Source organism: Streptomyces sp. NPDC053426, from assembly GCF_055585405.1.
This window is the reverse complement of the sequence record NZ_JBVJKE010000014.1, coordinates 1-13,047: the sequence shown is the minus strand read 5'-3', so window position 1 is coordinate 13,047 and position 13,047 is coordinate 1. Positions and strand designations below refer to the sequence as shown.

At 73.0% G+C, this 13,047-nt stretch carries 14 protein-coding genes; 6 read left to right on the top strand and 8 right to left on the bottom strand.

Annotated features, from left to right (window positions below; genetic code table 11):
• Positions 1-16: 16 nt before the first annotated feature.
• From ACZ62B_RS26660 to ACZ62B_RS26645, 4 genes are all read right to left on the bottom strand, one after another.
• The gene (locus ACZ62B_RS26660; RefSeq protein WP_468888885.1) at positions 17-2,335 is read right to left on the bottom strand and encodes a SpoIIE family protein phosphatase; all 2,319 of its coding nucleotides are present in this window, start codon (positions 2,333-2,335) and stop codon (positions 17-19) included.
• A 58-nt stretch (positions 2,336-2,393) separates the two neighbouring features.
• Positions 2,394-2,852 (bottom strand): peroxiredoxin, encoded by a 459-nt coding sequence (locus tag ACZ62B_RS26655; protein ID WP_344560088.1) that lies wholly within the window; start codon positions 2,850-2,852, stop codon positions 2,394-2,396.
• Positions 2,849-3,229 carry a DoxX family protein gene (locus ACZ62B_RS26650; RefSeq protein WP_344560087.1) on the bottom strand — a complete coding sequence of 127 codons (381 nt, stop codon included), beginning with the start codon at positions 3,227-3,229 and terminating at the stop codon, positions 2,849-2,851. The genes ACZ62B_RS26655 and ACZ62B_RS26650 overlap by 4 nt, the downstream gene beginning before the upstream one ends.
• Positions 3,230-3,320: 91 nt before the next feature.
• Positions 3,321-3,818: a MarR family winged helix-turn-helix transcriptional regulator gene (locus ACZ62B_RS26645; RefSeq protein WP_344560086.1), complete on the bottom strand. Its 498-nt coding sequence runs from the start codon at positions 3,816-3,818 to the stop codon at positions 3,321-3,323.
• Positions 3,819-4,046: 228 nt separating this feature from the next.
• Between ACZ62B_RS26645 and ACZ62B_RS26640 the strand changes: the two genes are divergently transcribed.
• On the top strand, positions 4,047-4,823 hold the full coding sequence (locus ACZ62B_RS26640) for an NPP1 family protein (RefSeq protein WP_344560085.1): 777 nt from the start codon (positions 4,047-4,049) through the stop codon (positions 4,821-4,823).
• Positions 4,824-4,913: 90 nt separating this feature from the next.
• Positions 4,914-5,849 (top strand): hydroxymethylbilane synthase, encoded by a 936-nt coding sequence (hemC, locus tag ACZ62B_RS26635; protein WP_469692309.1) that lies wholly within the window; start codon positions 4,914-4,916, stop codon positions 5,847-5,849.
• A gap of 8 nt (positions 5,850-5,857) precedes the next feature.
• On the opposite strand, the gene ACZ62B_RS26630 is transcribed toward hemC, so the two are convergent.
• On the bottom strand, positions 5,858-6,379 hold the full coding sequence (locus ACZ62B_RS26630; protein WP_344560083.1) for a hypothetical protein: 522 nt from the start codon (positions 6,377-6,379) through the stop codon (positions 5,858-5,860).
• A 498-nt stretch (positions 6,380-6,877) separates the two neighbouring features.
• Here ACZ62B_RS26630 and ACZ62B_RS26625 point away from each other — a divergent pair, with 498 nt between their 5' ends.
• A complete protein-coding gene (locus ACZ62B_RS26625) occupies positions 6,878-7,675 on the top strand; it encodes an RNA polymerase sigma factor SigF (protein WP_344560082.1) in 798 nt (265 codons plus the stop codon).
• Positions 7,676-7,699: 24 nt separating this feature from the next.
• On the opposite strand, the gene ACZ62B_RS26620 is transcribed toward ACZ62B_RS26625, so the two are convergent.
• Positions 7,700-8,020 (bottom strand): ANTAR domain-containing protein, encoded by a 321-nt coding sequence (locus tag ACZ62B_RS26620; RefSeq protein ID WP_201263100.1) that lies wholly within the window; start codon positions 8,018-8,020, stop codon positions 7,700-7,702.
• A 248-nt stretch (positions 8,021-8,268) separates the two neighbouring features.
• Between ACZ62B_RS26620 and ACZ62B_RS26615 the strand changes: the two genes are divergently transcribed.
• Complete coding sequence (locus ACZ62B_RS26615; RefSeq protein WP_344560081.1) at positions 8,269-9,072, top strand: VOC family protein; 804 nt, start codon at positions 8,269-8,271, stop codon at positions 9,070-9,072.
• Between the two features lie 19 nt (positions 9,073-9,091).
• On the opposite strand, the gene glgX is transcribed toward ACZ62B_RS26615, so the two are convergent.
• Both glgX and ACZ62B_RS26605 read right to left on the bottom strand, forming a co-directional pair.
• On the bottom strand, positions 9,092-11,236 hold the full coding sequence (gene glgX / locus ACZ62B_RS26610) for a glycogen debranching protein GlgX (protein ID WP_344560080.1): 2,145 nt from the start codon (positions 11,234-11,236) through the stop codon (positions 9,092-9,094).
• Positions 11,233-11,745, bottom strand: coding sequence for a pep a2 (locus tag ACZ62B_RS26605; RefSeq protein WP_344560079.1), 513 nt, complete (start codon positions 11,743-11,745; stop codon positions 11,233-11,235). Before ACZ62B_RS26605 ends, glgX begins: the two co-directional genes overlap by 4 nt.
• 353 nt (positions 11,746-12,098) lie before the next feature.
• Here ACZ62B_RS26605 and ACZ62B_RS26600 point away from each other — a divergent pair, with 353 nt between their 5' ends.
• Together ACZ62B_RS26600 and ACZ62B_RS26595 are read left to right on the top strand one after the other, a co-directional pair.
• A complete protein-coding gene (locus ACZ62B_RS26600) occupies positions 12,099-12,401 on the top strand; it encodes a DUF5133 domain-containing protein (protein WP_073935949.1) in 303 nt (100 codons plus the stop codon).
• 73 nt (positions 12,402-12,474) lie between these two features.
• On the top strand, positions 12,475-13,047 hold a 573-nt coding region (locus ACZ62B_RS26595), incomplete at its 3' end, for a maltotransferase domain-containing protein (protein WP_468723501.1).

The window sequence follows — 13,047 nt, the reverse complement described above, 5'->3', positions numbered from 1 at the left end:
GGGACCGCGCGGCGGATCACGGCTGCGGCAGCGACTGCTCCGCCCAGATCGTCTTGCCGCCGTCCGTCTGGCGGCTGCCCCAGCGCTGGGTGAGCTGGGCCACCAGCAGCAGTCCGCGTCCGCCCTCGTCATAGGCGTGGGCGCGGCGCAGATGCGGTGAGGTGGAGCTGGCGTCGGCGACCTCGCAGATGAGGGTGCGGTCGCGGATCAGCCGCAGCTGGATGGGGGGCACGCCGTACCGGATGGCGTTGGTGACCAGTTCGCTGACGACGAGCTCGGTGACGAAGGCGATCTCGTCCAGCCCCCACGCGGCCAGCCGTTCACCGGCCCACTGCCGGGCGGCGGCCACCTCCTCGGGGTCCGGCGGCACGTCCCTCGTGACGACCTGATCGGCGCCCAGGGCCCGGGTGCGGGCCAGGAGCAGCACCACGTCGTCGCCGGGCTCCTGCGGCAGTACGTCCTTCAGCACGCCGTCGCACAGGGACTCCAGCGAGTCGGCGGGCACCGCCAGGGCGCGGCGCAGCTCGTCGGTGGCGCGGTCGATGTCGCGGTCGCGGCCCTCGATCAGGCCGTCGGTGTAGAACGCGACGACGGAGCCCTCGGGCAGCTGGAGCTCCGTCGCCTCGAACGGCAGCCCTCCGACGCCCAGCGGGGGGCCGGCGTTCACAGGGATGAGCCGGGCCGTCCCGTCGGGCAGCACGAGGGCGGGCGCGGGGTGCCCGGCGGCGGCCACGGTCAGGCGGCGGGTGACGGGGTCGTAGACGGCGTACAGACAGGTGGAGCCCAGCTCGGCGACGTCCTCGCGGTCGTCGGCGGCGAGATGGGTGACCAGGTCGTCGAGGTGGGTGAGGAGTTCGTCGGGCGGGAGGTCCACGTCGGCGAGGGTGCGTACCGCGGTGCACAGCCGGCCCATGGTGGCCGTGGAGGGGATGCCGTGGCCGACGACGTCACCCACGACCAGGGCGACCCGGCTGCCGGCCAGCGGGATGACGTCGAACCAGTCGCCGCCGATGCCGGCCGCCGACGCGGTGGGCAGATAGCGGTGGGCGACCTCGACGGCGGCCTGTCCGGGCAGCCCTTTCGGCAGCAGGCTGTGCTGGAGGGTCAGCGCGGTGGTGCGTTCGCGGGCGAAGCGGCGGGCGTTGTCGACGCAGACGGCGGCGCGGCTGGCGAGTTCCTCGGCGAGCGTGGCGTCGTCGTCGGCGTACCCCTCGGGGTGGACGTTGCGGACGGCCACCGCGACGCCGAGGGTGGTGCCGCGGGCGCGCAGCGGCACGGCCAGCAGCGAGTGGATGCGGTCGGCCGGGGCGGGGACGCCGCGCCCGGCCATCCACTGATCGAAGTCCGGCTCGCCGGCGCGGGCGAGCACCGCCCTGCTCTCCCGCAGCGCCCGCGCGGGCGGTGAGCAGGGCGGGTAGACGTCCGTCTGGCCGAGGCGCACCGCCGTCTCGGGGGCGCCCTCGGCGGCGGAGCCGTGCGCCACCCGGCGCAGTACGACCCCGGTGTCCGGCCGGGCCGGGGGTTCGTCGGCGCCGAGGACCCAGTCGTGCAGGTCGACGGTGGCGAAGTCGGCGACCGCCGGCACCAGGATGGCCACGAGTTCCTCGGCGGTGCGGACGACGTCCAGGGTGGTGCCGATGGCGGTCGCGGCCTCGTTCAGCAGCGCCAGCCGCCGTCGGGCCCGGTGCTGCTCGGTGCTGTCGAACGCCGCGAGGGCGCCGCCGACCACTTCGCCGGAGGAGTCGCGGACCGGCCACATCTCGACGTTCCAGGCGTGCGACCGGGCGCAGGAGGGCGCGCGGGTGAAGCTCTGATAATGCAGGGGTTCGCCCGTCTCGGTGACCTCGCGCAGATGCCGGTGGAAGCCGCGGCTGTACTCGGCGTCCTCCACACTGTCCAGGTACGGCAGTCCGACCAGGTCCGTCTCGGGCCTGCCCATCATCCGGCAGGCGACGTCGTTGAGCCGCAGGTAGCGCTGCTCGGTGTCGAAGACGGACATCGCCAGGGACGCCTGCTGGAAGGCCCGCTCGGCCAGGGAGGTCTCCGCCGCGTCGGGCGGTTCGGCGGTGATCAGGTGTCCGGCCGGGGCGCCCCGCGCCCCCTGCAGGGGCCGGACCGTGAGCCGGGCCGGTACGGGGTGGCCGTCGCGGTGACGCAGTGTGACCGGGCCCGACCGCAAGGGGGCGCGGGGCGGCGTGTCCTCGGCGAGCAGCGCCCGTACGGCCCGTCCCACGGCCTCCTCGGCCGGGTGTCCGGTCAGCCGCCGGGCGCCCTCGCTCCACCCCGTCACGATGCCGCGGGCATCGACGACCATCGCGGCGGAGGCCTCATCCATTCGTCCAGGATCATCCCGTTGCGGGCCCGTATCAACCGCGGCGGTCCGCCCGTGCGTCCTATGGGCGGAGCGCGGCGAGCGCCCGGTCCGCGTGGGTGTTCATCCGCAGTTCGCTGCGCACGACCTCCAGGACGGTGCGGTCGGGGCCGATGACGAAGGTGGCCCGTTTCGTCGGCGCCAGGGCGATGCCCCGCTTCACGCCGAACCGCTCGCGGACCGTGCCGTCGGTGTCGGACAGCAGGGGCATGCCGAGGGAGTGCCGTCCGGCGAACTCCGCCTGCCGTTGGACGGGGTCCGAGCTGATGCCCACCGGCCGTGCGCCCACCGCGGCGAACTCGGCCGCGAGGTCGCGGAAGCGGCAGGCCTGCGCGGTGCAGCCGGGGCTGAGCGCGGCCGGGTAGAAGAACAGCACCACCGGCCCCTCGGCGAGCAGCTCCGAGAGCCGGCGGACGGTGCCGGTCTCGTCCGGGAGGGCGAAGTCCGGGGCCGTGTCGCCCTTCTCCACCCGTCCGCTCACGACCTGCCCTCCGCGCCCTTGGCGACGCCGCGCGCCCACAGCACCAGCGGCACCTGCAGGGGCAGCCGGCCGAGGGCCGCGGCCCTCTGCGGGGCGGGGCGGTGCCGCCAGTCGACGGCCATCTTGACGTTGGCGGGGAACACGCCGACGAAGAAGGCCGCCGCGGTCAGCGCGGCGGCCTTGCGGGTGCGGGGCAGCGCCAGGCCCGCGGCCAGCGCGAGTTCGACGGCGCCGCTGGCGTGGGTCCAGGTCCGGGGCGAGCCGGGCAGGGAGCGCGGCACGATGCGGTCGAACCGGCGCGGGGCGGCGAAGTGGGCGGCGCCCGCGGCGGCCAGCAGGCCGGCGAGCAGCAGGGGCGAGCGTTCGGACCGGGACACGGTTCCTCCTCTGATGACCTGCCGCGGGATATTACCCGACGGTAAGTACGGTGAGGTGCCGGCCTCGGGACCCGCGGCCCCGGCACCGCCGTCAGGCGCTGCGGGCGTGTTCCGGCTCCTCGGCGGCGGCGTGGGCGAGGAAGTCGTCGACCATGCGGTGGAAGAGGGTGGCGAGCTGCCGCAGGTCGCCGGGCGACCAGTCGGCCAGGGCCGCCTGCATGCCGCGGACCCCCGTCTCCCGGATCCGGGCGATGGCCTCCCGGCCGGCCCCGGTGAGCTCGATGCGCTGGGCGCGGCGGTCGTCGGGGTCCGGGACGCGGGTGACGTGGCCGGACTTCTGCAACTGCTGCACCGTGCGGGTGACGTGCGAGGCCTCCACACCCAGCCGGGCGGCCAGCTCCCCCGGCCGCATCGGCTCGGCGTCCGCCATCTGCCGCAGCAGCGCGACGGCGGCCCGGTCCAGCGGCACACCCGCCAGGGCCATCAGCCGCTCGTGCTGACGTGCGCGCGTACTCAGGTAGGTGAGGCGGTGGAGCGCGCGCTCGATCTCGGCCACTTCCTCGGGGGCGGGGACGTCGGGTGTGGACATGCACCGCACTTTACCATCTCATTGCGTAACTCAATCAATCGCCCGCCCCCGCACGGCCGCCGGCCCGGCCGGCGTCCCGGGTGATCCCGGACCCGGCGCGGCGAGTGTTGGGCCGCGCTTCACCAGCGGTACGCCTGCGTCCTCTTGGCATGTATACGTCCAGCCGGGATGCTGAACTCCCCATTCCCCCACAGCCGTTGGCTGCGCCCGGACCATGAGGAGGACGCAGTGCCGTCGAGCACGTCCCGAACGCACCGCAGGAGATGGCTGACCGGCCTCGCCGGCGCGGCCGCGCTCGTCATCGCCTTCCCCGCCACCGCCTTCGCCGCGCCCCCTCCCGCCCTGCCGGCCGACGCGGACGTCCTGGAGCGGACGTACCAGCCCGCCTACGACTACGACACCGACGGCTGCTACCCGACAGCGGCGATCGGCCAGGACGGCTCCGTCAACACCGGCCTCAAACCGACCGGCGCCCTCAACGGCGACTGCCGTGACGCCTCGGACCTGGAGAACACCAACGGCTACTCCCGCTCCACGTGCAACAACGGCTGGTGCGCCGTCGTCTACGCCCTGTACTTCGAGAAGGACCAGGCCCTGCCGGGCGTCAGCCTCGGGGGGCACCGGCACGACTGGGAACACGTCGTGGTCTGGGTGCAGAACGACACCGTGCAGTACGTGTCCACGTCCAACCACGGGTCCTTCACGGTCCACGCGCGCTCGGCGGTCCGCTTCGACGGCACGCATCCGAAGATCGTGTACCACAAGGACGGCATCGGCACCCACTGCTTCCGCCTCGCGGGGCCGGGCGACGAGCCGCCGGAGAACCACAAGGGCGACTGGCAGTACCCGGCACTGGTCGGCTGGAACGGCTACCCGGCGGGGCTGCGCTCCAAGCTCAGCTCGTACGACTTCGGCAGCGCCCACTTCGGCCTGAAGGACGGCAGCTTCGCCTCCCACCTCGCCGCGGCCAAGCCCTCCGGCATCCCCTTCGACCCGAACGCCTGACCGTACACGGCCCGTTGACGCCGGGGCGCCGTTCGGCGTCCCGGCACGGGCCGGCCCCTCCGAGGGTCCATGAGGGTCTATGGTGTCGGCATGTCCGCCCCCGAACTGATCCGTATCGTCTCCCGCGACTCGCCCATGGCGCTCGCCCAGGTGGAGCGCGTCCGGGCCGAGCTGGCCGCCGCCCGTCCCGGTGTGCGCACCGAGGTCGTACCGGTGAAGACGACCGGGGACAAGTGGCTCGGGGACCTGTCGGCGGTGGAGGGCAAGGGCGCGTTCACCAAGGAGGTGGACGCCGCGCTGCTCGCCGGTGAGGCGGACCTCGCCGTGCACTGCGTCAAGGACGTGCCCGCCGACCGGCCGCTCCCGGCGGGCACGGTGTTCGCCGCGTTCCTGGAGCGGGACGACATCCGCGACGCCCTCGTGCACCCGGACGGCCTCTCCCTGGACGAGCTCGCGCCCGGCACCCGGATCGGCACCTCCTCGGTGCGCCGGGTCGCCCAACTGGCCGCCACCCACCCGCAGCTGCGGTGCGTGCCGCTGCGCGGCAACGCCAACCGGCGGCTGGCGAAGCTCGCCGCAGGGGAGGTGGACGCCCTGCTGCTCGCGGTCTCCGGCCTGGAGCGCATCGGCCGCGCCGACGTGATCAGCGAGGTGCTCTCCCCCGAGGCCATGATGCCGCCCATCGGCGCGGGCATCCTCGCGCTGCAGTGCCGTGAGGGCGACACCGGTCTGATCGACGCGGTCGGCGCCCTCGGCCACCCGGACACCCATCGCGAGGCCGCCGCCGAACGCATGTTCCTGCACGTGCTGCAGGGGCACTGCAACAGCCCGATCGCCGGCTACGCACGGGGGGACCGCGGCGGCGAACTGTCCCTGCGGGCGTGCGTCTTCACCCCGGACGGCAAGACCCGGCTGAACGCGCACGAGTGGGCGGGACGGCTCGACCCGGCCACGCTCGGCACCTCGGTCGCCGTGGCGCTGCTGCGTCAGGGAGCCCGCGAGATCATCGACGGCATCCCGCACTGACGCGACGCTCAGGCGGTGCCTTCCTCCGCCTGTTCCTGCAGGAAGACGCTCACCTGCTGGGCGAGGCTGTCCCGGCACGCGCCCGCGGGCGCCCCCGCGGGCCCCTCCTGCACGCCGATGCCGCCCGTCCACAGCCGGCGCCCGGCCCACTCCTCGTCGACGCGCAGCTGGACCTGGACGTCGACCTGGCTCAGGGCCGCCTCGGGACCGGCCGCGTAGAGGACGGCGGTGGCGCGGCGCAGCGGGTAGACGTCGAATCCCTCGATGAACTGCGAATTGCGCCAGTCGATGAACGCGCTCTCGCCGTCGGGGCCGGTCCGTACGTCGATCTGGCCGTCCTCGACGTGAACGGAGAAAGGCCGGTCGCCGCGATTCTCGACGGTCACGCGGACACTGAAGTACGTCAGCCCCTCGGCGGCGTCGTCCCGTCCCCTCGGCGGTTCGCCGGTTTCCAGACGGTGGACGCGGACCCGCAGACCGGCATGCTCGTCGTACTCCTGCCAGTCCCCGACCACGTTCGGCTCGTACACAGTGCACCTCTCGACTTCTGTCCGGTGCTTCCTATCTGTGGCCTCGGCGCACTGTCAAATGAGCGGAATGCGCTGTGGTCAGGCGGTTCGCCCGATCTGATCGGTGATCAAGCGCTGCGCTGGAGGAATCCCCCGGCCGGCCGGCCGGCGGCCGGCGGGGGCGTGCCGCACATCACGTCCGACGCCGTGATCACCGGCGCGCCGTCCGGGCGGTCCGCGACGGCGGGGACGGGCCGGCCCGAAGCCACCCGCTCCGCGGCGGGGAATTTCACGCCGTGAATTCACTCGATTTCACACCGTGCGCTTTCCTGTGATTTTCTCCGCCGAATTCCGGAAGGCGTTTTGGAACGACGGATCACGGGGAAGGGAATTCTCAGTGCTTCGGACAGGAGGCACGTCCGTGGGAACCGCTTCGCCGGCCGCGGGCCTGTCGTGGTCCGAGCCGCCGCTTCCCACGGGGTCTGTCCATCCGGCACCCCGCTCAGGGAGGTGCGCGCGATGCGTACCGTCAGTCCCAGGAAGCAGCACCCCCACGACGACGCCCCCGACACGGCGGGGGACTTCGCGCGCCTGGCCCGGCTGCCCGAAGGGCCCGAGCGCAGGATCCTGCGCGACGCGCTGGTCACGGCCTGGCTGCCCATGGCCGAGCGCATCGCCGTCCGTTTCCGGGGCCGCGGTGAGACCCTGGAGGACCTGTACCAGGTGGCGGCCCTCGGTCTGGTGAAGGCGGTGGACCACTACGACCCGGCGCGCGGCAACGCCTTCGAGGCGTACGCCGTGCCGACGATCACCGGCGAGATCAAGCGCCACTTCCGCGACCACATGTGGACGCTGCACGTGCCGCGCCGGGTCCAGGATCTGCGCAACCGTGTGCGGCACGCGGCGAAGGAGCTGGCGCAGACCGCTCCGGGCCGCTCCCCCACGGTCGCCGAGATCGCCGCGCACACCCTGCTGACCGAGAGCGAGGTGCGCACCGGGATGGAGGCCCTGGAGTGCTTCTCCGCGCTGTCGCTGGAGGCGGAGCTGCCGGGCACCGACGGCTACGCCCTGGGCGACGCGATCGGCGGCCCCGATCCGGCCTACGACACGGTCGTCGACCGGGTGGCGGTGCGGCCCTGTCTGGAGGCGCTGCCGGAGCGCGAGCGGCTCATCCTCTATCTGCGGTTCTTCCGGGGGATGACGCAGAGCGACATCGCCGAGCAGCTCGGCATCTCGCAGATGCACGTCTCCCGGCTGCTCAGCGGCTGCTTCGCCCATCTGCGCGAGGAGCTGTTCGCCGAGGCCGAGGCCGGCTGAGCGGGGCGGGCCCCGCGGGGTGCGTCAGCCGTCCGGCGGCGCGCCCGGGATCTGGGTGGGGCCGAGCCGGTCCAGGACCTCCTCCAGCACCGTCCGCACCTCCGCCGGCAGGAGCCCGGTGCGTCCCCAGACGAGGATCAGGTCGGCCACGTTGCGGAGTTTGATGTTCGTGCGCTGGGAGACCTCCTTCAGCACGGTCCAGCCCTGGTCGGGCGAGACCCGCCCGAGCGCGACCATCATGCCGATCGCCTGGTCCACCACCGCGTGCGAGACGACCGCGTCCTTCAGCTGCTGGACCTCTTCCTCGAGCTGGAGGATGCGGTCGGCGCCCCCGTCCGTGGGCATGGTCACCTCCGGGTCCGGTGTGCCGCTCTCGTGGTGCCTTCGCATAGTGCTTGAGTGCCTTCACCCAGTGTCCGATCCATCCATCGTCGCCACTGCGGCCGCCCTGCGCCACCGGGGTGGTCCGGGGCGGCGGGGCCGCCGTTTCGGTGCCGCCGCCGGGGTACTCGGCAGGCGCCCGGAGGGGTACCCGGCGGACACTGGTGCCATCCGGGTGGCTGCCGGGCCGACGAGATCAGGACGCGACTGTTATGAACCACGACATGCCCTCCCCCGCCGGCGCAACGGACGTCTTCTCGACGCACTCCGTGTTCGGGGCGCCCTGCTGGGTGAGCCTGACCAGCCGCGACATGAAGACGACCGAGGAGTTCTACGGGGCCGTGCTGGGCTGGGAGTGGCGTCCGGTGCGCCTCGGCGACCGGTTCCGCATCGCCCTGTCCGAGGGCCGGCCGGTGGCCGGGATCGCCGGCGTCGCCGGCATGTGGCAGATGGCGGTGGCGTGGACGCCGTACTTCGCGGTGCGCAGCGCCGACGAGGCCGCGGCACGGGTGCAGGAGCGCGGCGGCACCGCGGCGGTCGGCCCGATCTCCCTGCCGCCCGGACGCGCGGCGCTGCTGGCCGACCGGGACGGGGCGACGTTCGGGGTCTGGGAGGGCGAACTGTTCACCGACTGGCCCACCTGGCGCCGCGCGCAGCTCGCGTTCGTCCGGCTGCACACCCGCGACGCCTTCGACGCCGCGATCTTCTACGGCGGGGTCTTCGGCTGGGCGTCCGACGAACCGGGCTGCGTCGAGGTGCGCTACGAAGGTGAGGAAGTGGTGCTGCGCAGCGAGGGGAACGTGGTGGCGCGGATCGAGTCGGGGGCGGCGGAGTCCGCTCCCGACCCGACGGTCCGGCCGCACTGGCAGGTGCACTTCGCCGTGAAGGACGTGGCCGCCTGTGCCCGCGCCGCGGAGCGGCACGGCGGCAGCGTGCTCTCGCTGGGCGCCGACGAGGCCGTGCTCCGCGACAACGAGGGCGCCCAGTTCACGGTGACGTCACGCCGCGAGCGCTGAGCCCCGCAGAACCCGCCGGTCACTCCGACGTGCGGGACGGGCGGGACAGCAGGACCAGGCTGCGGGGGCCCACGGTGAGGGTGGTGCCGGCCTTGTGCTCCGCCTCGTCGGGGGTGCCCTCCGGGTCGGCGGTGTCGACCAGGGCCGTCCAGCGCTCGCCGTAGGAGACGGGTGGCAGGCGGAATCCGACGGGCTCCCAGTGGCTGTTGAGCAGCAGCAGGAAGGAGTCGTCGACCAGGCGCCGGCCGCGCGGGCCGGGTTCGGCGATGGCGTCGCCGTTGAGGAACACCCCGACCGAGTGGGCGTCGGAGCGCCGCCAGTCGTCGTCGGTCATCTCCCGCGCGTCGGGCAGCAGCCACACCAGGTCGGGCAGCGGCTGGTCGGCGTGGCGCACGGTCTCGCCCCGGAAGAAGCGGCGGCGGCGCAGCACGGGGTGGGCGAGGCGCAGCGAGATGAGCCTGCGGGTGAAGTCCAGCAGGTCGCGCTGTTCGCCGGTGAGCCGCCAGTCGATCCAGCTGATCTCGTTGTCCTGGCAGTAGGCGTTGTTGTTGCCGCGCTGGGTGCGGCCCAGTTCGTCGCCGTGGGAGAGCATCGGGATGCCCTGGGAGAGCAGCAGGGTGGCGAGGAAGTTGCGCTGCTGGCGGGCGCGCAGTTCGAGCACGGCCGGGTCGCGGGTGGCGCCCTCGGCGCCGCAGTTCCAGGACCGGTTGGCGCTCTCGCCGTCCCGGTCGCCCTCGCCGTTGGCGTGGTTGTGCTTGTCGTTGTACGAGACGAGGTCGCGCAGGGTGAAGCCGTCGTGCGCGGTGACGAAGTTGACGCTGGCGCGGGGGCGGCGCCGGTGGTGCGCGTACAGGTCGGAGGAGCCGGTCAGCCGGGAGGCGAACTCGCCGAGGGTGTGTTCCTCCCCGCGCCAGAAGTCCCGTACGGCGTCCCGGTACAGGCCGTTCCACTCCGACCACAGCGGGGGGAAGTTGCCCACCTGGTAGCCGCCCTCGCCCACGTCCCAGGGTTCGGCGATCAGTTTGACGCGGCTGATCACGGGGTCCTGCTGGATGAGGTCGAAGAACGCCGACAGCCGGTCGACCTCGTGGAACTGCCGGGCCAGGGTGGCGGCGAGGTCGAAGCGGAAGCCGTCGACGTGCATCTCGGTGACCCAGTACCTGAGCGAGTCCATGATCAGCTGGAGGACGTAGGGGTGGCGCATCAGCAGGCTGTTGCCGGTGCCGGTGGTGTCGTAGTAGTGGCGCCAGTCGCCGTCCACCAGGCGGTAGTACGAGGAGTTGTCGATGCCCCGGAAGGAGAGCGTGGGGCCCTTCTCGTTGCCCTCGGCGGTGTGGTTGTAGACCACGTCGAGGAGGACTTCGAGTCCGGCCGCGTGCAGGGTCTTCACCATCTCCTTGAACTCGGTGACCTGCCGGCCGCGGGTGCCGTGGGCGGCGTAGGCGTTGTGCGGGGCGAAGAAGCCGATGGTGTTGTAGCCCCAGTAGTTGACCAGGCCGCGGCTCTGCAGCACACCGTCCTGGACGAACTGGTGGACCGGCATCAGCTCGACGGCGGTGACGCCGAGCGAGGTGAGGTGCTCGACCACCGCGGGGTGCGCCAGTCCGGCGTAGGTGCCCCGGAGTTCTGCGGGGACGTCGGGATGGGTGCGGGTGAGGCCCTTGACGTGGGCCTCGTAGATCACGGTGTCGGAGTAGGGGCGGCCGGGCCGGGTGTCGTCGCCCCAGTCGAAGGCCGGGTCGGTCACCACGCCGAGCATGGTGTGTCCGGCGCTGTCGGCGGGGTCGGGGCCCTGCGGGGCGCGCTCGTACAGCGAGGGGTGGTTGTCGATCTGGCCGTCCACCGCGGTGGCGTAGGGGTCGAGGAGGAGTTTCGCCGGGTTGCAGCGGTCGCCGGCCGCCGGGGCCCAGGGTCCGTGCACCCGGTAGCCGTAGCGCTGTCCGGGGCCGACGCCGGGGAGGTAGCCGTGCCAGACGAAGCCGTCGACCTCGGTGAGCCGTGTGGTGGTGTGCCGGCCGTCGTCGTCGACCAGGACCAGGTCGACGCGTTCGGCGACCTCGCTGAAGAGCGCGAAGTTGGTGCCCTCGCCGTCGTAGGACGCACCCAGCGGGTAGGGGCGCCCGCTCCAGGCGGGCGCCCCTTTCCGGTTCTGTCGCCGGGTCACCGGACCTCCTCCAGGAGGCCGCCCGGCGTTCGTACCCGGCCGGTGAGCGTGGCGACGCTCACCTCGCGGGGGAGGTCCAGGCCCTCGCTCTCGCGCGGGTCGGGCCCGGTCGGCACGAGGGGGACGCGTTCGCCGGCGCGGGCGCGCTGCGAGAACCAGATGACCTTGCTGCCGTTCTCGGTGGCGCAGCAGCCCCAGCCGTCGCTGCTCGCCGCGATGTGCTCGAGACAGCCGCGCAGTTCCTGGTCGGGGCGCAGGGCGCGGTTGTTGTCACCGATGGCCGTGATGAGGTGCTGGCCGTTCCACCACATCTCGATCGACGTGTTCTTGTCGGTGGCGTGCTCGTCGATGGCCCGCAGCAGCATCTCGGCGCCGCCGCAGACGGGCTCCATCAGATTCTCCAGGTCCCAGAACCGGAGGTGAGCGGCCAGTATGCGGCTGACCTGTCCCACCCTCTCGGGGCTGACTTCCACGTCGAGGTGGTAGTAGCAGGGCACTGCGGTCTTCATGGTCGTTGGCTCCTCACGCGAAGCTCTCGTCCGTCCTCGCCCCCGCGGGGCGAGCCCCCGAACACGGAACGTGAGCGGGTATCGCTTCTGAGTCACTTTTCAGGGTGAGGGGGTTGGTCCGTTCGTGCAACACGAGCGCACATCCGTGACTCCTGGGGCGACGTCCGGGCGGAGGCGGCCGCGGCACGCCACCCCAGGTGGTTGAAAAGCCAACAAGACGTTGCGTCATCACCCGTGCACCATGTGTGAAGACCTCGATCGCCGTTACGGGTCCGTGCAGCTGCGCGCACGGCCGCCGCCCGACCGTCGGGACAACGCACCTCGAATCGAGCCCCGGAAAGGTGAACGGCGCCATGCTGCTACCCGCCAAAGCCGAAGTTGCCCGGCAGTTGCGTCGGTACCGGGCCTGGGAACGCGTGATGCTGGCGGCCCCGACCGATCACACGGTCCGGGCCACCTTCGAGGACGCCGGCTACACCCTCTGTGTGCTGATGGGCAAGCGCTGCGCGCGGGAGGCGGCGGACGCCGCCGAACGGTATCTGCGCACCACCCTCGTCACCTATCTGCAGGAACAGAACGACACGCCCCGTCCGGCGGCCGCGGTCCGGCGGGGACCGCCGGCCGTCGGGCGGCGCTCCCCGGCGGGAAGGCAGTGACCTTCCCGCCGCTGTTTGGTCCCACGCCCGGGCGTCCGCCCGGGCGTCGAGCACTGCGGAGGTGCACAGACCCATGAAGACGACCCGGACCATCGGCCGTGTCCCGGTACGGGACGTCCGGCCGTCCGTGGACTGCGGCAGGCGGCCGGCCAAGGCCGTCGTGGGCGAGACGTTCGAGGTCACGGCCACGCTCTTCCGGGAGGGCCACGACGCGGTGGCCGCCAACGTGGTGCTGAAGGATCCCGAGGGGCGGCCGGGGCCGTTCACGCCGATGCGGGAGCTGGCGCCGGGCAGTGACCGGTGGGGCGCGGAGGTCGTCGCGGACGGCCCGGGCCGGTGGACCTACCGCGTCGAGGCGTGGGGCGATCCGGTCACCACCTGGCGCAGGACCGCCGGCATCAAGGTCCCGGCGGGCATCGACACCGGGCTGGTGCTGGAGGAGGGCGCCGACCTCCACGAGCGCGCGGCCGCCGGGGTTCCGCGGGACGACGGACAGGCCGTGGTCCTCGCCGCGGCCGAGACCCTGCGGGACGACTCCCTGCCCTGTGCCACCCGGCTGGCGGCGGCGTTGACGCCGGAGGTGGACGCGGTGCTGGCCCGGCACCCGCTGCGGGAGCTGGTCACCAGCAGCGACCCGCTGCCGCTG